Below are 24,734 nucleotides of genomic sequence, written 5' to 3'. Positions count from 1 at the left end.
TAACCAGGCTAGCCGCATCTCATTAATCCGGTCTTTACTCAAAAACTCTCGGCGACCACAATGGGGCACGTGCCGATATCGCGCGAGTGAAAGCTAGGCTCGAAAGACGGGTAGAGCGGAGCAAAACGCATCGAGGGCCCGTTCGGTGAAGAGGCCTGATGGGTTTCGCTACGCTCTACCCATCCTACGCGGGCTCAGCGAGCCGGCGTGCCACGGGAGCCAAAACGTGCGTAGTGGGATTATCACACGTCTCATCCTGACGATTCTCGCGACGTTCGAGATTCAAACCGTCGCTTCGGCCGGCGATCTGGTGAAGTTCGACAATGCGCCCGTCATCATGGGGCAAATCCAGCAGCAGCGGGCGCGCGAGCGCGGCGAAACGCCGGCCAACACGCCCGATGCGATCGAAGGCTACCTCTCCAGACCTGAGGGACCCGGCCCCTTCCCTGCGGTCGTCTATCTCCACGGCTGCGTCGGACTGCTGGAAAAGACCCGCACGCGGATGGCCGAGCTCTTCACAGGCTGGAGCTACGTCTCGCTCAGCGTTGACAGCTTTACGACCCGCGGCATCGAACACGCCTGTGATGCGCAGACAGTTGTCCGGCAAGGCGTGTTGCTTGCCCGGCAAAGGGACGCGCTGGGCGCACTGAGCTATCTTGCGAAGCTCCCTTACGTCGATCCGAAGCGGATTGCTGTCGTTGGATCATCGCAGGGCGGCATCGTCGCGCTGCAATTGGCCTCGCCCCGCTCGGTCGATTATTTTGCCGTTCCGGATGGGCTGAAGTTTAGGGCCGCCGTGGCCTACTACCCCCTATGCGCCCTGGCCGCCGACCAGTTGACGATTCCAGCAGCAATCTCGATCGGCGACCTCGACGACTGGAGCCCGACCAGAAATTGTGAACTCTGGATGGAACGGCGCGCGGGCCAGGGAGCGCGCGTCAAGCTGGTGATCTATCCCGGAGCCTATCACGCCTTCGATGCCCCCGACCTCAACGAGGGAATGCGGCTGTTCGGCCACTGGCTCAAATACGATGCCAACGCTGCGTCGCGCTCAGTCCAGGACATGCACGACTTCCTTGCGACCGAACTGAACGAATAGGTGCCCTTGGAGAGGGTGAAGGTAAACCCATCGATGGCTCGCTCCGTGATGAGAGATGATGGGTTTCGCTTCCGCCTTCGCTCTTCGAGCTACGGCGGACGAGCCGCTCTACCCATCCTACGCACTGCCTGCCGGGCCGCGCAGGTAAGGTTAATTCTTCCTTTCGATTGTCGGTAAAATTTTATCTATTATCGTCTTGGTCATCGACGACGAACCAGAGGCTCCGATAGTGATTGCGTGTTGCCTGATCGTGACTGGGACTGCGCTGCTTCTCTCCGGCTTGATTGCCTTCGGTTTTCATCGAAACTCGCTGCACTCATTGGCGCTGCTGTAGCCGGACCGGCGTGCCGATCCTACGCAGGGATCAATTGTCTTCGCCCATTTGATGCCCCGCGAACCGGTCATCCGAGCGGCGTAGCCGGCGGCACAGCTCGCGATTGATGTTCTGCAGGACGATCACGTAAGCGTGGATGTCAGCCTTGTAGCAGGCGTAGAGTTTTGGGGCCGTCAGCTCGTAGAGCACCGTCGGCGACTCCGCGACCACCGTGGCGGAGCGGTTCTGCATTTCGATCAGCGTCATCTCACCGAAGAAATCGCCGGGCTCCAGAGCGGAAATCGGGACGACGTGCCCTGAGTTCGTCCGCTTGGTCACCGCCAGGCGGCCGGATTTGACGATGAACATCGAGCGTCCCGGCTCGCCTTCCGCCACGACGGTTGCGCCGGCATCAAAGCGGCATTCGACCAGCATCGAGATCAGGAGGTCGAGGCTCGCGTCCGACAGACCGCCGAAGAACGGCGTCGCGAGCAGGAATGCTTTCAGATCGGGAGCACTGATGGTCATCGCGCGAGGATATGCCTCACCGGAATTCGCGGCAAGCAGAGCAGCGGACGGGTTGCGCATCGTCCGATCGGATGATCGGTGGCAGCGGCGCAGCCTGGAATCGGCGCGATCATTCACTGCCGCACGGCGCTCTCGCCACGCAGCGTCCGCTTCCGCCAGAGATCAGCCATGACTTTCACGGTCGCCGCGAGCACAAGTGCACACAACGCCGCCTTCGAGATGGTCTCCATCGTCCCCTCGATCAGCAGGCAATGGACGATGCCTGCGATCACGATGACGATCGCGAGTGGCAGATGGAGGATGCGCCAGGTGCGCAGCCGCAATCCCAACCGCCGACGCAATGATGCCAACAACGCGACGGCGAAGATGGCCCACATCGCGATCACGCCAAAGGGGGAGAACGGCGTCGGCGACGAGAAGGTCAGCGCGTCGATCATGTCGGGCGGGCTGGTGATCCAGAGGCCGGCGACATGGATCACCACCGCCAGAGCAAGTGCGCCGCCGATCCAGTGATGCGCACGCCGTCCGCGATAGGCCGACAGGCCCGGCAGATATCCGCCAATCAGCAGCGGCTGAACCAGCACCAGACCGAGGGCAATGATGCCTGCGAAACCGGCGAGGATGTAGACCGGGCCGCGCCATGCGAGCTGTTCGCTTGTCGCTGCGAGCGCGATCGGCACGCCGATGGCCACGGCAAGGGCGGCCCAGATCAGTGGCACCCGGGCCGATCTCCACCCCTTCATCTGCAACGCGATCAGGCCGGCTGAAGCACGAAATGCGCCTCGAGGCTGGTTTCCTTGGCGCTCCGCATGATCGGCCGCAGAAAGACGGTCTTGAACTCACCGCTGTCATAGGCGAGGTGGCCGTGCGGCTGGCCGAAGATCGGAATGATCTGCGGCATCTCGAGCCGGAACGCGCCATCCTTGTCGGTGAGCGTGGCGCCGTGACTCTGCGGCTCGTGCTCCTGACCTTCGACCGTGTGCGCCCAGATCTGGATGCGTTGACCGGCCAGCGGCGCTCCATCGCCGGCACGGCGCACGGTGCCGCTCATCCAGAAGCCGCCTTTGCCGATCCGATCCACGATCGCCGCGCCCTTGCGGTAGTTGTTCGCCCCGCCCGTCATCGACTCGGTCGGTGCGAGGCCGTCCGCACGGGCAGGCAACAAGAGGCCGGACACTCCGGCTGTCAAAACGCCGGTTGCGAGGACGGAACCGCCGGCCGCGAGGAGGTTGCGGCGGCTGAGTACGACGATGGTCATGTCAGGTCCTCCTGGCGACGGTGGCGTTGCACGCAGGGTACAACAACAGGCGCGAAACGCCCAGTTGCGACGAAGGGCGCCATGGGTCGCAATAACAGGGTTGTGAACGGGGTGCGGGCCAGCTTCGTAGGATGGGTAGAGCGAAGCGAAACCCATCGAGACCTTGCCCGACGATACATGATGGGTTTCGCTGCGCTCTACCCATCCTACGCGGTGACATTACATGTCATCGCAGCCTTCCACCCCCGGTGCCTTCCCCATGATCCCCTTCTCCGTGCTCGACCTCGCTCCCATCAAGCAGGGTTCCGACGCCACGCAAGCCTTTCGCAATTCGCTCGATCTCGCCCAGCACGCGGAGAAATGGGGCTTCAAGCGGTTCTGGCTGGCCGAGCACCACAACATGACGGGAATCGCGAGTGCGGCAACATCCGTGGTGATCGGGCATGTCGCGGGCGGAACCAGGACGATCCGCGTCGGCTCGGGCGGCGTGATGCTGCCGAACCATTCGCCGCTGGTGATCGCCGAACAGTTCGGCACGCTGGAATCGCTCTATCCGGGGCGGATCGATCTCGGCCTCGGGCGTGCGCCTGGTACCGACCAGTTCACGGCGCGGGCGATGCGGCGCGATCTTGCGACGGCGGCCGAGAATTTTCCGCATGACGTGCTGGAATTGCAAGCGCTGCTCGGCGACGTGCAGCCGAACCAGGCGATCCGCGCCGTGCCCGGCATGGGGACGAAGGTGCCGCTGTGGATCCTCGGCTCCAGCATGTTCGGCGCACAGCTTGCGGCCATGCTCGGGCTGCCCTTCGCCTTCGCCTCGCACTTCGCGCCACAGATGATGATGCCGGCACTGCGCGAGTACCGCGCGCGGTTCGAGCCTTCGGCGCAGTTGGAAAAACCCTATGCAATGGTCGGCGTCAATGTGTTCGCCGCCGACAGCGACGACGAGGCGCAACGCATGTTCACTTCGCTGCAGCAGCAGTTCATCAATCTGCGCCGCGGCACGCCCGGCCAGCTGCCGCCGCCGGTCGACGACATGGACGCGCTGTGGTCGCCGGCCGAGAAGGCCGGCGTCGCGCAGTCGCTGGCGATCTCCGCGGTCGGCACGCCGGCGATGGTCGAAGTGAAGCTGAAGGCGCTGATCGCCGACACCGCGGCCGACGAGCTGATGACCACGGGCCAGATCTACGATCACACCGCGCGGCTGCGCTCGTTCGAGATCGCGGCCGAGGTCCGGGATCGGCTGGCGGAGCGCAGGGCGGTGTGACGCAGCTCGGCCTGCATGGTTCGAGACGCCCGCCGTTGGCGGGCTCCTCACCATGAGGGTCTAACAGCAATACAGGACCTCATCCTGAGGAGCCCGCGCAAGCGGGCGTCTCGAAGGATGGCCGCAAGAGAGCGCCGCTTACGCCGCCCTGATCGAATTCATGAAGCTGGCGACGCCGCGCTTGAGGCGGGTGCTTTCATTGGCGAGCGATTGCGCAGCCGACTGCACCTGGGCGGAGGCACCGCCGGTCTCGGAGGCGCCGCGCTGGACGTCGGCGATGCTGGTCTCGACCTGCGAGGTGCCCGCGGCGGCGCGCTGCACGTTGCGGGAAATCTCCTGCGTCGCCGCCCCCTGCTGTTCGACCGAGGTCGTGATCGCGGCTGAAATCTCCGAGATCTTGCCGATGGTCGCGCCAATCTCCTTGATCGCCGCGACCGAATCCCGCGTCGCCGATTGGATGTCGTTGATCTGCTGGCTGATCTCGTCGGTTGCCTTTGCGGTCTGCTCGGCGAGCGATTTCACCTCGGAGGCGACCACGGCAAAACCGCGGCCGGCTTCGCCCGCACGCGCGGCCTCGATGGTCGCGTTCAGCGCCAGCAGATTGGTCTGGCCGGCGATGGTCTGGATCAGATCGACGACGTCGCCGATCCGGCTCGCAGCCTGCGACAGCTCGCTGATGCGGCTATCGGTCTTCTGCGCCTGGCTGACGGCTTCGCCCGCAATCCTGGCCGAGGTCTCGACCTGGCGGGAGATTTCGCCGATGGAGGAGGCGAGCTCCTCGCTCGCGGCAGCGACCGAATGCACGTTGGCCGACGCCTCGCCCGACGCCGTGGAGGCGCGGTTCGAGACTTGCGAAACGGTGTCGGCGGTCTTGGACAGCGTCGTCGACGACGTCTCGAGCTGGCCGGCTGCGACCGAGACCAGCTCGATGATCTCGCCGACCTCGCGCTCGAACTGATCGGCGAGCTTGTTCATGTCGACCTTGCGGGTCTCGACCTGGCGCTTCTCGGCCACCACCTGCTCTTCGCGCATGCGGTTGGTCTCGATCATGGCGTCGCGGAACACCTGCACGGTACGGGCCATCTCGCCGATCTCGTCGCGGCGATCGGCATGCGCGACCGGCGCGTCGAGCTGGCCCTGACTGAGCGAGGCCATGCGCTCCTTCAGGCTCGTCAACGGCTTCACCACGCTGCGGCCAACGGCCCAGGCGATCATGATCGAGATCAGCATCAGGACGGCGATGACCATCGAGGCCGTCTGCACCATCGACCAGAACGAATTGTCGACCTCCGACATGTATTCGGCCGAGCCGATCATCAGGTTCCACGGCGCGAAACCGCGCGTGAAAGCGACCTTGTCGAGCGGGGTGGGATCGCTGCCGCTGCGGCGGAACGAATAGCGCAGGGAGCCCTGGCCCTTCTTCGCGATGTCCATCAGCGCGACCGCGAACAGCATGCCGTTGGCGTCCTTGTTCGGACGCATGTCCTTGCCGACGAATTGCGGGATGCCGGGGTTGGAGACGCAGAGCCCGGTCTCGTAGTCGTAGATGTAGGCGTAGTTGCTGTGGTCTTCGTACCAGACGTAATTATTGGCTTCGAGGAAGCGCTTCTTGGCCTCCTCCTCGGTCATCTGGCCGGCCTTGTAGGCCTTGTAATAGCCGTCGGCCAAATTCCAGACGATGTCGACGGCGGCATGCGCTTTTTCGATGCGCTCGGTGACGAGCTGGTTGCGAGCGATCCACAGCACGGTGGAGGCGACAAGCGCCATGCAGATCGCACCGACCACGGTCATGAGGGCGAGCTTGGCGCCGATCGAGCGCAGCGAAAACAGGTCCTTGAGAGCCGGCATTCTGCCTCTTCGATGTTGCTGGGCACGGCGCCATCGAGAATCAGGCGGCAGGCCATCACGAGGTGGGAATGCGCAAATTAGAGGCAATTCGTTAAGAACTCAGTTACGCCACGAAGGCGCCACGGAGCGTCTTGGGTGTTACCGAAGCGTTAACGCGGCCACAGCCGTCATTGCGAGCGCAGCGAAGCAATCCAGAGTGCCTCCGTGGAGACAGTCTGGATTGCTTCGTCGCTTCGCTCCTCGCAATGACGGAGGTACTAATCCGGAAACCCGAACAGCTTCGCCGGATTGTGCACGAGGATCTTCTCCAGCTCGGCCTGGTCCGGCGCGTAGCGATACATCAGTTCGAGCAGATCGGCATCGTTCGGCGGTTGCTTCACCGAGACCGGATGCGGCCAATCGCTGGCCCAGACGCAGCGGTCGATGGCGGCTTCGATATAGGCGCGCGCGATCGGGATCACGTCATCGTAGGGAGGGCCGGCTTGCGAGGTCTTCTCGCCGAGCGAGAGCATGACCCAGAAATTGCCCTTCTTGAGCAGCTCCAGCATCTTGCGCAGGTTCGGATCGTCCTTGCCATTCGAGGGCACCGGCCGCGCCATGTGGTCGATCAGCACGGGCACGTCGAGATTTTCGTATTTGGCCACGCTGGAGACGATGCCGTCCTTCTCCGGCTGGATTTTGACGTACCAGCCGAGCTCGCGGATGCGCGCAATCGCGCGGGCGAAATCGGCATCCGACAGCACCGCGCCGAGCTCCTGCCGGAAACTGAAGCGCGCGCCGCGGACACCGGCATCATGCAGCTTCGCGAGATAGGCGTCGTTCGCCTCCGCGAACACCAGCGCGTTGGCACAGCCGCGATAGTTCGGGCCCATGGCTGCAAGGCCGTCGAGCACGACGGAATGGTCCGCGCCATACGTCGTGGTCTGCACAATGATGCCGCGCTCGATGCCGAGCGTCTTGTGCACGCGCAGCGCCGCCTCCCAAGTCGCGGTCGGCATCCGATAGGCCGCGCCCGGACGCTCCGGATATTTGTCGATGGGACCGAGCACGTGAAACTGGCTGTCGACGGTCTTCGGCGGCGGCGCCTTGACGGGGCGGCGCGGGTTCGGATCGAACGGCAGATAGGTCGGCATGCGCAAGACTCCCTCAGTCGATCACAGCGGTGAAGTCGCACTGCACCAGCGCGCCTCCGTCCATATTGTCCATCGGCAGCGCGTGACGCGCCGGGCGCGAATGCTCATCCGGAAACATTTTCAGCCATTCGACATTGACGGGTGCGCGCTGCGAGCGGTCCTTCAGCCACACCGTCATCTTGATGATGTCGTCCGTGGTGCCGCCGGCAGCTTCCACCGTCGCCTTCATATGCGCGAACATGTTGGCGCATTGCGCGTCGAGGCTCTCGGGCATCACGCCGGCCGCGTCGCGGCCGAGGATGACGCCGGACATCACGAGATTGCCGATACGGCAGGCGTTCGGAATCGGATTGGCGTGCTTGAAGCTGCCGATATGGATGCTCTTGCGCCGCATTGGGCCTGTCATGATCGTTTCCTCTTATTGTTGGTTCAGACGAACTGACACGACACCGAGCCGAAGGCGCCATAGTCGGCATGAAACGTGTCGCCGCGGCGGATATCGACCGGACGCGTGAACGAGCCCGCCAGCACGACCTCGCCGGCGGCGAGATGCTCGTCATGCGGCGCCAGCCGGTTGGCGAGCCAGGCGATGCCGTTGGCGGGATGGTTGAGCACGCCGGCGGCAAGCCCGGTCTCCTCGACCTCGCCATTGCGAAACAGCAGCGCGCCGATCCAGCGCAAATCGGCATCCAGCGGGCGGAACGGCCGGCCACCGAGCACCAGTGCGGCATTGGCGGCGTTGTCCGAGATCGTGTCGACGACCTTCCGCGCCTTGCCGGTCTCGGGATCGACCCGATGCATCCGCGTCTCCAAGATCTCCAGCGCGGGCGTGACGTAGTCGGTGGCGTTGAGCACGTCGAAGATGGTGCAATCCGGCCCGCGCAACGGCGCCTTCAGCACGAAGGCGAGCTCGACCTCGATCCGCGGCGCATGAAAGCGGTCGAACGGAATCGGCGTCGCGTCGGCATAGAACATATCGGCGAACAGCACGCCGTAATCGGGCTCGGAGATACCGACCGCGTTCTGCATCGCCTTCGAGGTCAGGCCGATCTTGTGGCCCTTGATGACCCGGCCGCGGCCAAGCTGGAGCTTGGTCCAGGCGCGCTGGACGGCATAGGCATCCGCGATGCTGAAATCCGGGTAATCCTTCGAGAACATCGGGATCAGCGCCTTGGTGCGCTCGGCTTCATCCAGGCGCGCAGCAAGGCGCTCGATCGTGGCGGTGTCGAGCATGATTTATTGCTCCGCCGCGACGGTGTTGCGCAGTACGCCGATGCGGCTGGACTCGACCTCGACGACGTCGCCGACCTTCAGCCAGCGCGGCGGATCGAAGCGCGCGCCCGCCCCTGTCGGCGTGCCCGTCACGATCATGTCGCCGGGCTTGAGCGTCGCAAAGGTCGAGAGATAGGAGATCAGAAAATCGAACGGGAACATCAACCGCTCGGTGGTGTCCTGCTGGCGTACCTCGCCGTTGACGCGCGTGACGATGTCGTGCGGCCCGCGCGGGTCGAGCTCGTCTGCCGTGACGATCCACGGGCCGATGCTGCCGGAGCGGTCAAAGTTCTTGCCCTGCGTGACGTTGAACTTGCCGTGGCGCAGCCAATCACGGATGGTGCCCTCGTTACACAGCGTCATGCCGAAAATGTGCGACCAGGCCTCTTCCCGCTTGATATGACGGCCACCCCGGCCGATAACGATGACGAGCTCGCCTTCATAGTCGAGCTGCTCCGACACCTTGGGCTTCTCGAGCGGTTGGCCGGAGCCGGTCATCGACGACATACTGCGCACGAACAGGCTCGGATACTTGGGCAGGTCCGAATTGTCCTTATATTCGGCGTTGCGCTCGGCGTAGTTGACGCCGATGCACCAGAGCTTTTCGGGCGCCAGCACCGACGGCAACAGCGTGAGCTTCTCCAGCGCGTAGTCGGGCTTCTGGCCAGTCACCGCCTCCTGCGCATTCGCCAGTGCATTGGCTGCGATCAGCGCTTTGACGTCGGCGAACTTGCGGCCGATCCGCCTGGTCAGGTCGACGACGCCGCCATCAACGGCCGCGCCATAGCGCGGCTCTTCGTCCACCAGATAACTCACCAGTCGCATCGTCGTTCTCCAATGGTCTTCAGGCGGCTGACGCAAGGCGTCCGCACGCTCAATCCTTCGATTTGGGAGTCTGGAACACGGTGTTCAGCGTCACAATCTCGCCGAGGCGGGCATAACGCGGACCGCCGATGCGGGCGATCGGGTCGAGCGCTCTGGTTTCGACCTTGCCGTCACTGACGAGACCGTCGCGGATGTGGAACATCACGACTTCGCCGACGATCAGCCGGCTGCGCGCCTCGCCAAACTCGAGGCATTGCCGGAACACGCACTCCATCGCGACCGGCGCGGCGGCGAGCCTGCGCACCTTGATGCGCTCGCAAGGCGACGTTTCCAGCCCGAGATGCTCGACCTCGCTGATCTCAGGCGGATGCTCGACGGAGCTGTCGTGCACCGCCGACATCAGCGGCGTGTCGGCGATGTGGATGACATATTCCTCGGTGTCGAGGATGTTGTGCGCAGTGTCCTTGTAGTCGGCGCCCTTGCGGCCGACGCTGATGGCAAGCATCGGCGGCTTCTGCGAGACGAAGGTGAAGGCGCTGAACGGCGCGAGGTTGAGCACGCCACCGCGCGACAGGCTCGTCACCCAGGCGATCGGGCGCGGCACCACGATGCCGGTCATCAGCCGGTAGATTCGCTCCGCGCCGAGCTCGCTGGGGTCGATCCGCATCGCTCAGTCAGCCTTGATATTGGCCTTGCGCACGATCGGGATCCATTTGGCGTCCTCGCGCTCGAGATAGGCCTTGAATTCGTCCGGCGTCATTGCAACGGCTTCACCGCCGAGCTTGTCGAACTTGTCGACCACGCCGGGATCCTTCAGGATCGCCACCAGCGTCTCGTGCAGCTTGTCCACGATCGGAGCAGGTGTGCCCGCCGGCGCGAACAGGCCGGTGAAAGTCTGGCCGTCGAAGTCCTTGTAGCCGAGCTCAGTGAAGGTCGGCACGTCAGGCAGCGACTTCAGCCGATGCGGGCTGGTGACCGCGAGCGCACGGAACAGGCCGGCCTTGATGTGCTGGAGGCTGACCGTGAGCTGGTCGAATGCGAACTGCACCTGCCCGCCCAGCAGATCGTTGATCGCCGGCGCGTTGCCGCGGTAATGCGCGGTGACCCATTGCAGGTCGAGGCTCGACTGCATCAGCTCGCTGAGCAGATGGTTGGTGGTGCCGGGGCCGGGCGAAGCCATTGTCAGCTTGCCGGGCTCGCGCTTGGCAAGGTCGATGAACTCCTTGAAAGTCGTGGCCTGCACCGACGGGTGGACCTCGAGCACCAGCGGCGTCATCGAGATCGTCGAGATCGGCAGGAAGTCCTTCTTCCAATTATAGGCGTCGCGCTTGTTGATCTCGGTCGCGAACAGCACGGGGCCGTTGGCGCCGACGAACAGCGTGTAGCCGTCAGGCGCGGATTTCGCGAACGCCTCGCCCGCGATCATGCCGCCGGCGCCGGCCTTGTTCTCGATGATGAAGGGCTGACCGAGCTTTTCCTGCAGCTTGTCGGCGACGATGCGCGCGGCGCTGTCGACATTGCCGCCGGCGGGATAGGGCACAATCAGCTTGACGCTGCGCGCCGGCCATTGCTGGGCCGATGCGGGCGCTGCCAGCATCGCCGCGACAGCAGCGATGGCGATCCCGATCAATCTCATGTTAACCTCCCGACGGCGCTTCCAATTTCAAGTCGATCGCCCTGACGTCGCGCAGGGCATCCCGATCGGAGCGCAATCTCCAGATGCCACTTTACCTGTCGAGTGAATTGTGGCGTTCTTGTCCATATTATGGACGGAAGAACTACCTCAAGTGCGACAGAACCGCGACAAGGCGCGCAGGCGATCCGGCGCGCGTTGTCGGTGCTGCGTATTCTTGCCGCAGGCCGCGAGGACGGTGTGCCATTGGCCGAGGTCGTGCAGGCGACCGGGCTGACGCGCCCGACCGTGCATCGCATCGTCCACGTGCTGATCGAGGAGGGCATTGTCGAGCGCCACGACAGGACCGGCCGCTACGCGATCGGCAACCAGGTGCCGGAACTGGCGCTCGCGCGTCCCCGGCCCTCGCCGCTGCTGGTCGCCGCAGGTCCGTCGCTGCGCCGCGCCTCCGCCGAGATCGGCGACACGCTGTTCCTGACGGTGCGAACCGGCAACGACACGCTGTGCGTCGATCGCAGGATCGGCGCCTATCCGATCCAGGTGTTGTCGATCGAGGTCGGCGCGCGCCGCCCGCTCGGCGTCTCCAGCGCGGGCGTCGCCATCCTCGCCGCGCTGCCGGCGCCGGACGCGCGAAAAATCGTCACGGCAAACGAGAAGCGGTTCGAGACCTATCGCACCGACGCCGCAACCGTGCTCAGCCAGGTCACGGCGGCGCGGCGACGTGGATATGGCATGCGGGAGATCGGCCTCGTGCAAGGCACGAAATCGATCTCGACCTGGATCAAGACGCCGGACGGACGCCCTGCGGCGGCAATGACCGTCTCCGCCGTTCGGACGAGGCTCGGTCCGCGCCGCGAGCAGGAGGTCGCGGAGATCCTGTTGCGCGAGACCCGCACGATCGAGCAGGCGATTGGCACAATTGCCTAGCGCTGCACGCGCTCGCGCGGCGCTGTCAATGGGCTGACGTGGCGCACGTTTTTGTGGCACAAGGACCGCCATCGCCGATCGACCAACGAGGCCACGCATGCCCGCGCCAAAACCGCCTGCCTTCGAAACCCTGAGCCTGCATGCGGGCCAGCATCCGGATCCCGCGACCGGCGCCCGCGCGGTGCCGATCTACCAGACCACGTCCTACGTGTTCCAGGATTCCGATCACGCGGCGGCGTTGTTCAACCTGGAGCGCGCCGGCCACATCTATACGCGCATCTCGAACCCCACCACCGGCGTACTGGAAGAGCGGCTCGCCGCGCTCGAGGGCGGCGTCGGTGCGATCTGTACCGCGAGCGGCATGGCCGCGCTGCATCTCGCCATCGCCACGCTGCTGAATGCCGGCGACCACATCGTGGCGTCGAGCTCGCTCTATGGCGGCACCATCAATCTGCTGGCACACACCTTGCCGCGCTTCGGCATCACCACGACCTTCGTCAAGCCGCGCGATCATGATGCGTTCCGGAAGGCGATCAAGCCGAACACAAAGCTCGTGATCGGCGAGACCATCGGCAATCCCGGGCTAGAGGTGCTCGACATCCCGAAGGTCGCGGGAATCGCGCATGACGCCAAAATTCCGCTGCTGATCGACAACACTTTTGCGACGCCCTATCTCAGCCGGCCGATCGAGCTTGGCGCCGACATCGTGATGCATTCGGCGACCAAGTGGATCGGCGGCCACGGCATCGCGATCGGCGGCGCCATCGTCGACGGTGGCCGCTTCGACTGGCGTGCGTCGGGCAAGTTCGGCGTGCTGACCGAGCCCTATGGCGGCTATCACGGCATCGTCTTCGACGAGCAATTCGGCACCGCCGCCTTCATCATGCGCGCGCGCACCGAGGGTCTGCGCGATTTCGGCGCCTGCCTGTCGCCGACCAACGCATTCCAGCTCCTCCAGGGCGTCGAGACGCTGGGCGTGCGCATGGACCGCCACATCCAGAATACGCACCTCGTGCTGGAGGCGCTCAAGTCCAACAAGGCGGTCGACTGGGTGTTGCATCCCTCACTTGAAGACCACACGGACTATCAGCTCGCCAAGCAGCTGCTGCCGCGCGGCGCGGGCTCGATCGTCTCCTTCGGCATCAAGGGCGGCCGGCCTGCGGGGCGCAAGTTCATCGAATCGCTGCGCATGATCAGCCATCTCGCCAATGTCGGCGACGCCAAGACGCTGGTGATCCACCCGGCTTCGACCACGCACCAGCAGATGGATGCCGAGCAGCTCAAAGCCGCCGGCATCGGCGAGGAGCTGGTGCGGCTATCGGTCGGCATCGAGACCGCCTCCGACATCATTGACGATCTCGCGCAGGCGCTGCGCCTCTCGCAGAAGGTTTGACACGATGAAGCTTTCCGTCAACGGCGCCGAGGTGTTTGTCGCAACCGGCGGCCGCGAATTCGACAAGTCCCTGCCGACGGTCGCCTTCATCCACGGCGCCGGCTTCGATCATTCGACCTGGGCGCTGCATACGCGCTGGTTCGCCCATCACGGCTTTGGCGTGCTGGCCCCCGACCTGCCCGGTCACGGCCGCTCGGCCGGCCCCTCGCTCACAAGCGTCGCCGACATGGCCGACTGGACGGCGGCGCTGCTCGGCGCGGCCGGTAGTGCCAAAGCGCATCTGATCGGCCATTCCATGGGATCGCTGATCTCGCTGGAGACCGCAGCACGGCATCCCGACAAGGTCTCCGCGCTGAGCCTGATCGGCACGGCGGCGACCATGACGGTCGGCCCCGATCTGCTGAAGGCTGCCGAAGCCAACTCGCAGGATGCCAACGACATGGTCTCGATCTGGGGCCTCGGCTTCAACGCCGAACTCGGCGGCAGCCTCGCCCCGGGCCTGTGGATGCATGGCGGCGCACAGGCAGTGCTGAAGTCGTGCGAGCCGGGTGTGCTGTTCAAGGATTTGTCGGCCTGCAATAGCTACGCGAATGCGCTGATCGCGGCCGCAAGCGTGAAGGTGCCGACCACCCTCATCCTCGGCGAACGGGACATGATGACACCGGCCAAAGCCGGCAAGACACTTGCGGCCGCGATCCCGCATGCCAAGACCGTCGTCGTTCCAGGCGCCGGCCACATGATCATGGCCGAGCGCCCGGATGAGTTGCTGACAGCGCTGAAGGGCTAGGTCGCACTCAGTTTTCTCTGGATCAGTTGGCGAAGAGTGCGGAATTCGCGCGCCGGCTGCGCTCGGAGAACACGGCGCGGGCGGCGCGCTCGGCCTCGCGCGCAGAACGGAACTGACGACCTTCGAGGCTGTCGAACAGGCGCTCGGAGGAGAAGAAACGGAAGCCGCGCTCATCTCTTGTGATGATGCCGGCGGCGCGATCGTGGATTTCGATGATGTAGGCGTTGGACTGGGCTTGAAATTGGGTTTGGGACATGACTGCTCGCTCGCCGAGATCGGCGTTCCTGTCTTGAAATTTGCGATGTGAGGTGTTGCTAGAGCGCGATCAGCAACAACAACAAGCGCCGGTTGCCGCAGAGAAACAGCGCCGAGTCATGCAGGCTTGCATGTCGTTCAGATTGCGCTGGTAATCGGTTCTCATGTCGCGGCTTTGGCTCGAGGAGCAGTTTCGATGCTCCGAATATCGATCGATTGGCCCGATTGGTCAATGAAATGGCTATCCATATTTGTAGCGGGCGCGCCGAGGCGCTTCTCCTGTCGCAACCGCAGGCAGGCAGTTTCGTCTCGCGCGCGAAAACTGCAGTGCCTCTTCCCTTCTCCCCTTGCGGGAGAAGGTGGCGCGAAGCGCCGGATGAGGGGTATCTATCGGCGAATTCAGTTGTGAGATATGCGCGCGCGGAGAGAGACCCCTCACCCGTCTCGCCGCTAGCGCGGCGAGCCACCCTCTCCCGCAGGGGGAGAGGGTAAGAGCGTCACCACATCGTCGCGGCGGCGCGCTCCGGCCAGATGCGATCATACTCATCACCGCCGACCTTATTCTGGCTCATCTCGGCGAGGATCTGGCCCGGTGTCGGCAGCGTCTTCGGGTCGATGCGCTTGTCGGGATTCCAGAGATCGGAGCGAACGATGGCGCGGGCGCATTGGAAGTAGATCTCGTCCACCTTCATCACCATGACGCTGCGCGGTGCCTTGCCTTCGACCTTGAACGAAGAGAGCAGCTCGGGATCGATCGATAGATGGGCGCGACCATTGGCGCGCACCGCATTGCCCGAGCCGGGGATCAGGAACATCAGCGACACCCTGGGATCGCGCACGATGTTGCGCAGGGAATCGACGCGGTTGTTGCCGCGGCGATCGGGCAACATCAGAGTATGCTGATCGTGGATGCGGACGAAGCCGGGGAGATCGCCGCGGGGCGAGCAGTCGATGCCCTCGGGCCCGATGGTGGCGAGGGCTGCGAACGGCGCTTTCTCGATGAAGATGCGGTAGAGCGGGGTGACGTGGTCGGCGACTTTCACGGTCGAGGCGTCACCAACGGTGCCGTAGATAGCTTCGAGCTGTTCGACCGTTTCGATCACCGACATTCCGTTCTCCTGGTTGCGCCGGCCGTTACTCGCGCCAGCATTCGTTCCTGATGACGCGCAAAAGGTGCCGGCTGTGATACTCCGCGCTGCCGGCATTGAGGATCGTGACATCGGCATTGGCCGATGCGTCATCGACGTTCCGCGTGAGCCGATCCGCGATATTGCCGTCGGTGTTACGCGCGCGCGCGGCAAGGCGCTGCGCCAGCACGTCCGGCGGCGCGGTGATCGCGACCACGACGACGTTTGCATAATTTTGGCGTAGCGCAGCGATCACCGTGCGCGAGACGTTGGCCACGACGGCGCGCCCCGCGCGGATGTCGTCGTTGATCTCCAGCGGCAGGGCGTAGGAATGCCCGTGCGCGTCCCAATGCACGGCGAAATCGCCGTGATCGCGCGCGCGGGCGAATTCGTCCGGGCTCAGCGCGATGTTGTCCTCGTCGGCGGAGGATGCACGCGTCACGACACGGCGCGGGAAGACGATGTCGTGATCGCCGGCACAGGCCGCCTGCGCCAGCCGCAACAGCGTGTCCTTGCCGGCGCCGCTCGGGCCGACCACGAGCACCAGTCGCCCGGGCCCGATCGCGCCCACCTGCCCAGCGGCCGTCGTGACGGTCTCGCTCATGCGACGCGGCCGCCTTCGCGCCAGACGCTGCGCACCACGGGAACGCTGCCGGCGACGTGGACGCGGATCAGATCGGCGCGCTTGCCGATTGCGATCTCGCCGCGATCGGTGAGACCGACCGCATCGGCGGGCGCCTTGGTCACGGTGCGAACGGCTGCCGGCAGGCTGATCGACGGCGCATGCTCGGGCAGTTGCAGCGCGCCCATCAGCAGGCTGGACGGGATGTAGTCGGACGACAGGATGTCGAGCAGACCTTCGCGGGCGAGATCCACCGCGGCGATGTTGCCGGAGTGCGAGCCGCCGCGCACCACGTTCGGCGCGCCCATCAGGATGTCGATGCCGGCTTGGTGCAGGCCGCGCGCGGCCTCCAGCGTGGTCGGGAATTCGGCCACCGCAACGCCGTCTCGCACGGCGTCCGCAACGTTCTCCTCCGTGGTGTCGTCATGGCTTGCCAGCGGAATTTTGTACTCATGCGCCAGCGACACAATCTGACGCATGTTGGTTGCAGCGTACTTCTGCTGATACTCGAAGCGCTTCGCGAACAGCTCGTCGAGCTCGGCGTCGGTCTTGCCGCCGTTCTTGCCGCGATAGTAGTCGCGCAGCTTCCCCTCGTCGCGGAACTGGCGCTGGCCGGGCGTATGATCCATCAGCGACATCAGCTTGACGTCGGGACGGTCGATCAGCTCCTTGGCCTCCTCGACCACGCTCGGCATCGGGATTTCGCAGCGCAGATGCAGGAAGTGGTCGGCGCGCAGGAGATTGCCGTCGCGCGCGGCCGTGATCGCGGCGGCAAGCACGCCGGCGCGGCCATCGACCTCCTCGGCGCCGTCTTCGCGCCAGACCCGGAGCGAGTCGAACACGGTGGTGATGCCCGAGGTCGCAAGCTGGCCGTCATAGGAGATCACGGCAGCGACTGGATTCCAGAATACTTTCGGGCGCGGCACGTAATGCGCTTCGAGATGATCGGTGTGGAGCTCGATCAGGCCGGGCATGACGAGATCGCCCCCGGCATCCTCCGCACCCGCGGGCGCCATGCCCTCGCCGATCTCGGCAATGCGTCCATTGGCAAGAGCGAGCCAGCCCTGTTCGATCACCCGGTCGGCCAGCACGATCCTGGCGTTGGCGATCACAATGTCCTTCGGCTTGGCGTTCATATTCCTCTTCCTTCAGGCCGCGGCGGCAAAGCTGGTGACGTCGACGATGCGGTCGGCAATCAAATGGCGGATTTCGTCGTCATGGACAATGGCGACCATGGCGACGCCCCGGCGCTTCTTCTCGGCGACCAGCGCGACCACGACGGCGCGATTGGCGGCGTCGAGCGAGGCGGTCGGTTCGTCCAGCAGCAGGATCGGCAGGTCCGAGATGAAGCCGCGCGCGATGTTGACGCGCTGCTGCTCACCGCCGGAGAAGGTCGCCGGCGGAAGCTGCCAGAGCCGTTCGGGAATATTGAGGCGATGCAGCAGCTCGCCGGCGCGCGCCTGCGCATCGGCGCGGGCCAGGCCGCCAGCGATCAAGGGCTCTGCGACGACGTCGATGGTTGCAACGCGCGGCACCGCCCGCAAAAACTGACTGACATAGCCGATGGTGGCGCGGCGGACGTTGAGCACCTGGCGCGGCTCGGCGGTGGCGAGGTCGATCACCTCACCGCGATGGCGGATGCCGATGCGGCCGGAGTCACAGCGGTAATTGCCGAAGATCATCTTCAGGATCGAGGATTTGCCGGCGCCTGATGGCCCCGACAGCACGACGCATTCGTCGGGCTCGACATGGAAGGTCACGCCGCGCACCACGGGCAATTCGATCCCGCCCTGCAGGTGCATCGTGAAGGTCTTGTTGGCGTCGGCGACATCGATCATGGCGGTCATCGGAGAGCTCATGGCGGCAGAATCGAGGAAACGAGGAGTTGCGTGTAGGGCTCGCGCGGATCGTCCAGCACCTGGTCGGTGAGGCCGGTCTCGATGACGCGGCCGCCCTTCATCACCATCACGCGATGCGACAGCAGGCGTGCAACCGCGAGATCGTGGGTGACGATGACGACCGCGAGGTGCAGTTCGGCGACGAGATTGCGCAAGAGATCGAGCAGGCGGGCCTGGACCGACACATCGAGACCGCCGGTTGGCTCGTCCATGAAGACCAGCCGCGGACCTGTGACGAGGTTACGTGCGATCTGGAGGCGCTGGCGCATGCCGCCCGAATAGGTGCGCGGTGCATCGTCGATGCGCGCGACGTCGATCTCGACACGGGTCAGCCAGTCGGAAGCGCTCTCGCGAATGCGGCCATAGTGATTCCAGCCGACCGCCATCAGCCGCTCGCCGACATTGGCGCCGGCGGAGACCGCCATGCGCAGACCCTGCGCCGGATCCTGATGCACGAAACCCCAATCGGTGCGGAACAGCAGGCGACGCTCGGCTTCGCCAAGCGCGGCAAGATCGCGGGTGACGCCGTCGCGCATGCGATAAGACACCTGCCCGCCGCTCGCCGCGAGCTGGCCCGACAGCAATTGCAGCAGCGTCGACTTGCCGGAGCCGGATTCGCCGACGATCGCCAGCACTTCGCCGGGATAGAGGGAGAACGACACGTCGCGGCAGGCGGCAATGCGGCCGTAGGACTTGCTGAGGGTATCAGCGACCAGCAGCGGCTGATCGGTTTCGAGCAGATCCTGGTCAGCCATTTGCTTTCCCTTGTGCCTCTCCCTGCGCCTTGTCCTTGTACGGCGCAGCGCTCATGCTGCCGTGATGGCCGGCGGCCTGGCGGCCCTCGCAATAGTCGGTGTCCGAGCAGACGAACATGCGGCTGCCCTTGTCGTCGGTGACGATCTCGTCGAGGTAGGAATTTTCGGCGCCACACAACGCGCAGGGCGCGTTGAAACGGTACGGCTCGAACGGATGATCCTCGAAATCGAGCGACACCACCTGGGTGTAAGGCGGGATCGCATAGATGCGCTTCTCGCGGCCGGCGCCGAACAATTGCAACGCCGGGCAATTGTCCATCTTGGGATTGTCGAATTTCGGCGTCGGCGACGGGTCCATCACGTAGCGCGCGTTCACCTTCACCGGATAGGCGTAGGCGGTCGCGATGTGGCCGAAGCGGGCAATGTCCTCATAGAGCTTCACATGCATCAGGCCGTATTCGGCGAGCGCGTGCATGCGGCGCGTCTCGGTCTCGCGCGGCTCGAGGAAGCGCAGGGGTTCCGGGATCGGCACCTGGAAGACCAGCACCTGGTTCGCATGCAGCGACGCCTCGGGGATGCGGTGGCGGGTCTGGATCACGGTCGCATCTTCCGTCGACGTCGTCGTCGCGACGCCGGCGGTCTTGGCGAAGAATTTGCGGATCGAGATCGCGTTGGTGGTGTCGTCGGAGCCCTGGTCGATCACCTTCAGCACGTCCTGCGGTCCCAGGATCGCGGCCGTGACCTGTACGCCGCCGGTGCCCCAGCCATAGGGCATCGGCATCTCGCGACTGGCGAACGGCACCTGATAGCCGGGGATTGCGATCGCCTTCAGGATCGCGCGGCGGATCATCCGCTTGGTCTGCTCGTCGAGATAGGCGAAATTATAGGCGGGCGCGTTCATTCCGCGGCCTCCTTCATGGCATCGGGCGCGTTGGCATCAGGTGAGGCTTCGGCAAATTCCTTGCGCAGCTTGCGGAGCAGTCCGAGCTCGGACTGGAAGTCGACATAATGCGGCAGCTTCAGATGCTCGACGAAGCCGGTCGCCTGGACGTTGTCCGAATGCGACAACACGAATTCTTCATCTTGCGCAGGGGCTCCGACTTCTTCGCCGAGCTCGCGGGCGCGCAACGCCCGGTCGACCAGCGCCATCGACATGGTCTTGCGCTCGCTCTGGCCGAAGGCGAGGCCGTAGCCGCGCGTGAAGCACGGCGCTTCCGTCGCCGAGCCCTTGAACTGGTTGACCATCTGGCACTCGGTGAGCTCGATCGCGCCGAGCGGCACGGCAAAGCCGACGTCTTCGGCGGCGAACTCGACCTCGACCTCGCCGAAGCGGATCTCGCCGACGAAGGGATGATTGCGGCCATAGCCGCGCTGGGTGGAGTAGCCCATCGCCAGCAAAAACCCTTCGTCGCCACGCGCGAGATTTTGCAGGCGCAGGTCGCGATCGGCCGGGAAGTTCAGCGGTTCGCGGGTGAGATCACCGACGCTGGCGCCGTCTTCCGTCTGCGGCGAGGTCTCGATCAGCCCGTCGCGACCCAGAATGTCCATGACGCGCGGCGTCGCCGCAGTTGACGCCTCTGATGTCGCCGGCGCTTCCGGCACAAAACCTTCAGCGAGCGAGGGATCGAGCAGGCGGTGCGTGTAGTCGAAGGTCGGACCCAGGATCTGGCCGCCCGGAATGTCCTTGAAGGTCGCAGACACCCGCCGCTGCACACGCATCGCAGCGGTATTGACGGGCTCGCTGGTGCCGAAGCGCGGCAAGGTGGCGCGGAAGGCGCGGACCAGGAAGATCGCTTCGATCAGATCGCCGCGGGCCTGCTTGATCGCGAGCGCTGCCAGCTCGCGGTCATAGAGCGAGCCTTCGCTCATGACGCGGTCGACGGCGAGCCCGAGCTGTTCCGAGATCTGGTCGAGCGAGACTTCCGCGACGCGTTGGTCGCCGCGCCGTGCATTGGCCAGCAGGCGATGGGCGTTCTCAATGGCGCGTTCGCCGCCTTTGACTGCGACATACATGCGTCAGACTCCCATGCTCGTAACGCGGGTCGTGCGCGGGATCGCGACCACAGCGTCATCGGCGACCAGAACCACGTCGATGCCGCGCGGAAACAGCGTCTCGTTGAACCGCAGCTGGTCAAACAGGTCGAAGGGTTTGAACGACGCCTGCAGCGTCGCGACACCGTCGATGCCGGGGCCGCGCAGCTCGAAACTCGGACCTGAATCCAGGCTCTCGACCTGAATGATCACTGTGGTCGATCGGTCAGGATATTCGTTGGTGCCGAGCGCAAAACGCTCCAGCGGCGGCAGCAACACTCCGTCGCTGATCAGCGCAAAAGCCGCGATGGAAGAATCCTGGATCACCGGCGCGCCGGTGTGGAACTTGAGCCATTTCAGGACGTCGGAGCTTTCCGACATCCGCGCATCGAGCCAGAGCGGCATGTCGTGGTCGAACAGCGTCAGCGCGATCGCGGCGGTGCCGCGCATCATCGGGCCGGCCGTTCCCGCCATCGGCACGATGCGCTGGACCGCGCCCGGTCGCGCCATCGCATCCATGACCGAGCGAAAGATCGATTGCGCCGACAACACCTTGTCGACGAACCCCGGCGGCAGTTCCGCAATCGTGGTCATGGCCTCACCCCTCACCGCGCACCATGGTGTAGAAATCAACCTTCGTCGCGGCGGTCTCTTCCGCCGCGCGGCTGCGCCGAATCATAAGCTGCTCGCGCAACGGCGCGATAACGTCGCGCTCCACCAGCCCACCAAAATCGCGAGACTGCACCAGCGCGTCGCACAACGCGATCAGCCGCGCCTTCTCGCCGTCGCGCCCGAGCGTGTAGCCGAAGCCGACCTCGCCGCTCGCAAGCCGCACCGCGGCGCGCGACACCGTCGCTTCGCCGAGATTGAACGGCGCGCCGTCGCCGCCGACCCGGCCGCGCAGCATCACCAGACCGTTCTCGGGCTCGCGCAGATCCTGATGACCGGGCAAGGGAATCGTGCGGAGGCGGGCGGCGATCTCGCCCGCCTCCGCGTGCGCCAGCACGGCCATGGCGGCCTGGCGCTGGGCTTGCTGGATGTTGTGTTGGGTCACCGGATCCACCGACCGTTTTGACAGAACTTGCCGAATTCAAGTTGTCTATGATAATAGACAACTTGATACGGAAGCGCCATGACTGTTTCGTGACAAGCGTGTGATTTTCGGGCTAGGCTGACCGCCGACATGAGCATGCAGGACACCGCCTCTTCAGGCGTCGCATTGTGGCGCCTCGTTGCCGACGGCATCGAGCGCGGCATCGCCGACGGCCGTTTTGCCGCAGGCGACAAATTGCCGGGCGAAATGGAAATCGCCGAAACCTATCGCGTCAATCGTCACACCGTGCGGCGCGCGCTGGCGGCGCTGGCGGAGCGTGGCATCGTGCGCGCCGAGCGCGGCAGCGGAACCTATGTCGAGGCGCAGAAGCTCGCTTATCCCTTGCGTTCGCGCACCCGCTTCTCCGAGATCGTCGGCGCCGACGGCCGCGAGCCGCATGGCCAGATGATCGAGGCATCAGACGATGTGGCGACCCGCGAGCTCGCGCGAGAGTTGGGATTGAAGACCGGCGCGCCGCTGGTGCGGATCGAGGCCATCCGCCTCGCCGACCGCACGCCGATCTGCGTCTCCACGACCTGGCTGTCGGCAGAGCTGTTTCCGGGCGCCGGCACGGTATTTGCCGCCACGCGCTCGATGACGAAGATGCTCGAGCATTACGGGATCCGCGACTACCGCCGCGGCGCCACCCGGATCACCGCCGGCATCGTCGACGCCACCGACGCCGCTCGGCTCGATCTACCGCTGGGGCGGCCTATCCTGGTGGTTGACGCGACCGACCTCGATCTCGAGGGCAAACCGCTGGTGACGAAGCACTCACGGTTCGCCGCGGAGCGGGTGGAGTTTTTGGTGGAGCCGTAGGGCTCTCTACCAATCCGGCCTCGTAGGGTGGGCAAAGGCGCGACAGCGCCGTGCCCACGATCTTTCCAAGATTCGAGAGAATGGTGGGCACGCTTCGCTTTGCCCACCCTACGAAACCGGTGCTTCAGGCCACCGCCCTGCGGCCAATGATCGCGAACCGCAGCTTGCCCGAGATGAAATCGATCGCGGCGACCGCGACCAGGATCATCAGGATCAGGAACGACACCTTCTGCCATTCCAGCACGCGGATCTGTTCGGCCAGCTGAAGCCCGATGCCGCCAGCACCGACGATGCCGATGATGGTGGCCGAACGCGTGTTCGACTCGATGAAATAGAGCACTTGGCCGGCGATCACAGGCAGTACCTGCGGCAGCAGGCCGAAGCGGATCTCGTGCAATGCGCTGCCGCCGGAGGCGCGGATGCCCTCGACCTGCTTCTGGTCGGCGCCTTCGATCGCCTCCGAGAACAGCTTTCCGAACGCGCCGAAATCCGACACGGCGATGGCGAGCACACCGGCGAACGGGCCGAGCCCGACGACATTGATCCACACCAGCGCCCAGATCAGCGTATCGACGCCGCGGATCGAATCCAGGAAGCGCCGCACCGGAAAGCGCACGACGCCCGGCACGATATTACGGGCCGCGAACAGGCTGACCGGCAGCGCCAACACGGCCGCCAGCGTGGTGCCGAGCAGCGCGATCGACAGCGTCTCGCCCAGCGCCTTCAGATAGATCGGCAGCGACGACCCCGGATCGGGCGGGATCATCATCATGCTGATCCAGCCGAGCTGGCTCAGCCCCGAGATCAGGCGCGACGGCGAGAAATCGAGATCGACCAGGCCGAACACGAAGATCCCGAGCGCGGCAACGAGCATCATCGGCATCGCGAGGCGCGCCGAGGCCGGCCGGTCGAACACGTCCGGGTAACGCGCGCGGATCTCTGCGGTGTCGACCTCCTGCGGTCCCGTCACGTCCGCGCCTCCTTGCCGAACAGGCGTCCACGCAGCCAGCCTGTCGAGATGTCGATGATGAAGACGGTGACGATGATGAGCAGCAGGATCGCGCTGACGTCCGAATAATAGAATTTTCGGATGGCGACGACGAGCTCCTGGCCGATGCCGCCGGCACCGACGAAGCCCATGACGGATGCTTCGCGGACGTTGATCTCGAAGCGCAGCAGCGCGTAGCTGGCGTAGCCTGCCGTCACCTGCGGCAGGATCGCGAACCGCATGCAGGACAGCCAGCTCGCACCGGTCGAGCGGATGCCCTCGACCGGCTTCATATCCGCGTTCTCGACGATCTCCGAGAACAGCTTTCCGAGCGCACCGGTGGAGTGAATCGCGATCGCGAGCACACCGGCCATCGGCCCGAGGCCGAAGGCGATGACGAAGATCAGCGCGAAGACGATTCCGGGAACAGTGCGCGCGAATTCAAGCAGGCGCCGCACCACGAAGCGCAGCCACGGTGCGGGCGAGGTGTTTTCAGCGGCGAAGAAATTCAGCGCGAAAGCGAAGACGGCACCGGTCAGCGTCCCGACATAGCTGATGAGCAGGGTCTCGCCGAGCATCTTCAGCCATTTGCGCCAGCCCCACAGCCATTCGCCGACATCGGTCCAGACCCGCTGGCCGCTGTCGAGCGTGAGGATACGGTCGAAATAGCTGACGAAGTTGCCGAAATAGGTGAACAGGGTCCGCAGATTCACTTCTGCGCCGATCGCGGCGAGAAGCAGCGCCGCGGCGAAGATCGCGACGCCCAACAGGAGGCGGAGCCGCTTGCGCAAGACCGCCTTGTCATAGGCGGCGTTGAGCGCAGCGAGCTGCTGCTCGGGGAGGATCGAAACCGCGGCGGTCAT

28 protein-coding genes are annotated in these 24,734 nt (G+C 64.9%); 6 read left to right on the top strand and 22 right to left on the bottom strand.

What is annotated here, in order from left to right:
• The first annotated feature begins 226 nt into the window (after positions 1–226).
• Positions 227–1,099 carry a dienelactone hydrolase family protein gene (locus NLM32_RS04805; protein WP_254128120.1) on the top strand — a complete coding sequence of 291 codons (873 nt, stop codon included), beginning with the start codon at positions 227–229 and terminating at the stop codon, positions 1,097–1,099.
• Positions 1,100–1,463: 364 nt separating this feature from the next.
• On the opposite strand, the gene NLM32_RS04800 is transcribed toward NLM32_RS04805, so the two are convergent.
• The 3 genes from NLM32_RS04800 to NLM32_RS04790 all read right to left on the bottom strand — a co-directional run bounded on the left by NLM32_RS04800 (position 1,464) and on the right by NLM32_RS04790 (position 3,198).
• On the bottom strand, positions 1,464–1,940 hold the full coding sequence (locus NLM32_RS04800) for a Crp/Fnr family transcriptional regulator (protein ID WP_254128119.1): 477 nt from the start codon (positions 1,938–1,940) through the stop codon (positions 1,464–1,466).
• A gap of 113 nt (positions 1,941–2,053) precedes the next feature.
• Positions 2,054–2,683, bottom strand: coding sequence for a ferric reductase-like transmembrane domain-containing protein (locus tag NLM32_RS04795; protein WP_254128118.1), 630 nt, complete (start codon positions 2,681–2,683; stop codon positions 2,054–2,056).
• A gap of 11 nt (positions 2,684–2,694) precedes the next feature.
• Positions 2,695–3,198, bottom strand: a complete 504-nt coding sequence (locus tag NLM32_RS04790; RefSeq protein ID WP_254128117.1) for a Twin-arginine translocation pathway signal — start codon at positions 3,196–3,198, stop codon at positions 2,695–2,697.
• A 259-nt stretch (positions 3,199–3,457) separates the two neighbouring features.
• Between NLM32_RS04790 and NLM32_RS04785 the strand changes: the two genes are divergently transcribed.
• Complete coding sequence (locus NLM32_RS04785) at positions 3,458–4,465, top strand: luciferase-like monooxygenase (protein WP_254135212.1); 1,008 nt, start codon at positions 3,458–3,460, stop codon at positions 4,463–4,465.
• A 138-nt stretch (positions 4,466–4,603) separates the two neighbouring features.
• Here the strand turns inward: NLM32_RS04785 and NLM32_RS04780 are convergent, their stop codons facing one another.
• The 7 genes from NLM32_RS04780 to NLM32_RS04750 all read right to left on the bottom strand — a co-directional run bounded on the left by NLM32_RS04780 (position 4,604) and on the right by NLM32_RS04750 (position 11,179).
• Complete coding sequence (locus NLM32_RS04780; protein ID WP_254128116.1) at positions 4,604–6,313, bottom strand: methyl-accepting chemotaxis protein; 1,710 nt, start codon at positions 6,311–6,313, stop codon at positions 4,604–4,606.
• Between the two features lie 257 nt (positions 6,314–6,570).
• The gene (locus tag NLM32_RS04775; protein WP_254128115.1) at positions 6,571–7,446 is read right to left on the bottom strand and encodes an amidohydrolase; all 876 of its coding nucleotides are present in this window, start codon (positions 7,444–7,446) and stop codon (positions 6,571–6,573) included.
• A 13-nt stretch (positions 7,447–7,459) separates the two neighbouring features.
• Positions 7,460–7,852, bottom strand: a complete 393-nt coding sequence (locus NLM32_RS04770; protein ID WP_254128114.1) for a RidA family protein — start codon at positions 7,850–7,852, stop codon at positions 7,460–7,462.
• Positions 7,853–7,875: 23 nt separating this feature from the next.
• A complete protein-coding gene (hpaH, locus tag NLM32_RS04765; RefSeq protein ID WP_254128113.1) occupies positions 7,876–8,679 on the bottom strand; it encodes a 2-oxo-hept-4-ene-1,7-dioate hydratase in 804 nt (267 codons plus the stop codon).
• A gap of 3 nt (positions 8,680–8,682) precedes the next feature.
• Complete coding sequence (locus tag NLM32_RS04760; protein WP_254128112.1) at positions 8,683–9,543, bottom strand: fumarylacetoacetate hydrolase family protein; 861 nt, start codon at positions 9,541–9,543, stop codon at positions 8,683–8,685.
• 49 nt (positions 9,544–9,592) lie between these two features.
• Complete coding sequence (locus NLM32_RS04755) at positions 9,593–10,210, bottom strand: flavin reductase family protein (RefSeq protein ID WP_254128111.1); 618 nt, start codon at positions 10,208–10,210, stop codon at positions 9,593–9,595.
• 3 nt (positions 10,211–10,213) lie between these two features.
• Complete coding sequence (locus NLM32_RS04750) at positions 10,214–11,179, bottom strand: tripartite tricarboxylate transporter substrate binding protein (RefSeq protein WP_254128110.1); 966 nt, start codon at positions 11,177–11,179, stop codon at positions 10,214–10,216.
• Between the two features lie 129 nt (positions 11,180–11,308).
• On the opposite strand from NLM32_RS04750, the gene NLM32_RS04745 reads away from it, so the two are divergent.
• From NLM32_RS04745 to NLM32_RS04735, 3 genes are all read left to right on the top strand, one after another.
• On the top strand, positions 11,309–12,103 hold the full coding sequence (locus NLM32_RS04745) for an IclR family transcriptional regulator (protein WP_254128109.1): 795 nt from the start codon (positions 11,309–11,311) through the stop codon (positions 12,101–12,103).
• Between the two features lie 97 nt (positions 12,104–12,200).
• Positions 12,201–13,496 carry an O-acetylhomoserine aminocarboxypropyltransferase gene (locus NLM32_RS04740; protein ID WP_254128108.1) on the top strand — a complete coding sequence of 432 codons (1,296 nt, stop codon included), beginning with the start codon at positions 12,201–12,203 and terminating at the stop codon, positions 13,494–13,496.
• 4 nt (positions 13,497–13,500) lie between these two features.
• Positions 13,501–14,283: an alpha/beta fold hydrolase gene (locus tag NLM32_RS04735; RefSeq protein ID WP_254128107.1), complete on the top strand. Its 783-nt coding sequence runs from the start codon at positions 13,501–13,503 to the stop codon at positions 14,281–14,283.
• A 22-nt stretch (positions 14,284–14,305) separates the two neighbouring features.
• Here NLM32_RS04735 and NLM32_RS04730 read toward each other — a convergent pair whose 3' ends face one another.
• The 10 genes from NLM32_RS04730 to phnG all read right to left on the bottom strand — a co-directional run bounded on the left by NLM32_RS04730 (position 14,306) and on the right by phnG (position 22,034).
• The gene (locus NLM32_RS04730; protein ID WP_254128106.1) at positions 14,306–14,539 is read right to left on the bottom strand and encodes a hypothetical protein; all 234 of its coding nucleotides are present in this window, start codon (positions 14,537–14,539) and stop codon (positions 14,306–14,308) included.
• Positions 14,540–15,035: 496 nt separating this feature from the next.
• A complete protein-coding gene (locus NLM32_RS04725) occupies positions 15,036–15,647 on the bottom strand; it encodes a pyridoxamine 5'-phosphate oxidase family protein (protein WP_254128105.1) in 612 nt (203 codons plus the stop codon).
• Between the two features lie 25 nt (positions 15,648–15,672).
• The gene (gene phnN, locus NLM32_RS04720) at positions 15,673–16,269 is read right to left on the bottom strand and encodes a phosphonate metabolism protein/1,5-bisphosphokinase (PRPP-forming) PhnN (RefSeq protein WP_254128104.1); all 597 of its coding nucleotides are present in this window, start codon (positions 16,267–16,269) and stop codon (positions 15,673–15,675) included.
• On the bottom strand, positions 16,266–17,423 hold the full coding sequence (locus NLM32_RS04715) for an alpha-D-ribose 1-methylphosphonate 5-triphosphate diphosphatase (RefSeq protein ID WP_254128103.1): 1,158 nt from the start codon (positions 17,421–17,423) through the stop codon (positions 16,266–16,268). The genes phnN and NLM32_RS04715 overlap by 4 nt, the downstream gene beginning before the upstream one ends.
• Positions 17,424–17,435: 12 nt before the next feature.
• A complete protein-coding gene (gene phnL, locus NLM32_RS04710) occupies positions 17,436–18,134 on the bottom strand; it encodes a phosphonate C-P lyase system protein PhnL (protein ID WP_254128102.1) in 699 nt (232 codons plus the stop codon).
• Positions 18,135–18,142: 8 nt separating this feature from the next.
• Positions 18,143–18,940, bottom strand: coding sequence for a phosphonate C-P lyase system protein PhnK (gene phnK, locus NLM32_RS04705; protein ID WP_254128101.1), 798 nt, complete (start codon positions 18,938–18,940; stop codon positions 18,143–18,145).
• On the bottom strand, positions 18,933–19,841 hold the full coding sequence (locus NLM32_RS04700; RefSeq protein WP_254128100.1) for an alpha-D-ribose 1-methylphosphonate 5-phosphate C-P-lyase PhnJ: 909 nt from the start codon (positions 19,839–19,841) through the stop codon (positions 18,933–18,935). The genes phnK and NLM32_RS04700 overlap by 8 nt, the downstream gene beginning before the upstream one ends.
• A complete protein-coding gene (locus NLM32_RS04695) occupies positions 19,838–20,953 on the bottom strand; it encodes a carbon-phosphorus lyase complex subunit PhnI (RefSeq protein WP_254128099.1) in 1,116 nt (371 codons plus the stop codon). The genes NLM32_RS04700 and NLM32_RS04695 overlap by 4 nt, the downstream gene beginning before the upstream one ends.
• 3 nt (positions 20,954–20,956) lie before the next feature.
• Positions 20,957–21,565: a phosphonate C-P lyase system protein PhnH gene (gene phnH, locus NLM32_RS04690; RefSeq protein ID WP_254128098.1), complete on the bottom strand. Its 609-nt coding sequence runs from the start codon at positions 21,563–21,565 to the stop codon at positions 20,957–20,959.
• A 4-nt stretch (positions 21,566–21,569) separates the two neighbouring features.
• Positions 21,570–22,034, bottom strand: coding sequence for a phosphonate C-P lyase system protein PhnG (gene phnG, locus NLM32_RS04685; protein WP_254128097.1), 465 nt, complete (start codon positions 22,032–22,034; stop codon positions 21,570–21,572).
• A 120-nt stretch (positions 22,035–22,154) separates the two neighbouring features.
• On the opposite strand from phnG, the gene phnF reads away from it, so the two are divergent.
• Positions 22,155–22,883, top strand: a complete 729-nt coding sequence (gene phnF / locus NLM32_RS04680) for a phosphonate metabolism transcriptional regulator PhnF (protein WP_254128096.1) — start codon at positions 22,155–22,157, stop codon at positions 22,881–22,883.
• Positions 22,884–23,007: 124 nt separating this feature from the next.
• Here the strand turns inward: phnF and phnE (NLM32_RS04675) are convergent, their stop codons facing one another.
• Both phnE (NLM32_RS04675) and phnE (NLM32_RS04670) read right to left on the bottom strand, forming a co-directional pair.
• Positions 23,008–23,853 carry a phosphonate ABC transporter, permease protein PhnE gene (gene phnE / locus NLM32_RS04675; RefSeq protein WP_254128095.1) on the bottom strand — a complete coding sequence of 282 codons (846 nt, stop codon included), beginning with the start codon at positions 23,851–23,853 and terminating at the stop codon, positions 23,008–23,010.
• Complete coding sequence (phnE, locus tag NLM32_RS04670; RefSeq protein WP_254128094.1) at positions 23,850–24,734, bottom strand: phosphonate ABC transporter, permease protein PhnE; 885 nt, start codon at positions 24,732–24,734, stop codon at positions 23,850–23,852. Before phnE (NLM32_RS04670) ends, phnE (NLM32_RS04675) begins: the two co-directional genes overlap by 4 nt.

The organism is Bradyrhizobium sp. CCGUVB14 (assembly GCF_024199935.1).
Taxonomy (GTDB): domain Bacteria; phylum Pseudomonadota; class Alphaproteobacteria; order Rhizobiales; family Xanthobacteraceae; genus Bradyrhizobium.
Note: the sequence above shows the minus strand (reverse complement) of the source record. Positions and strands in the feature narration are given on the sequence as shown.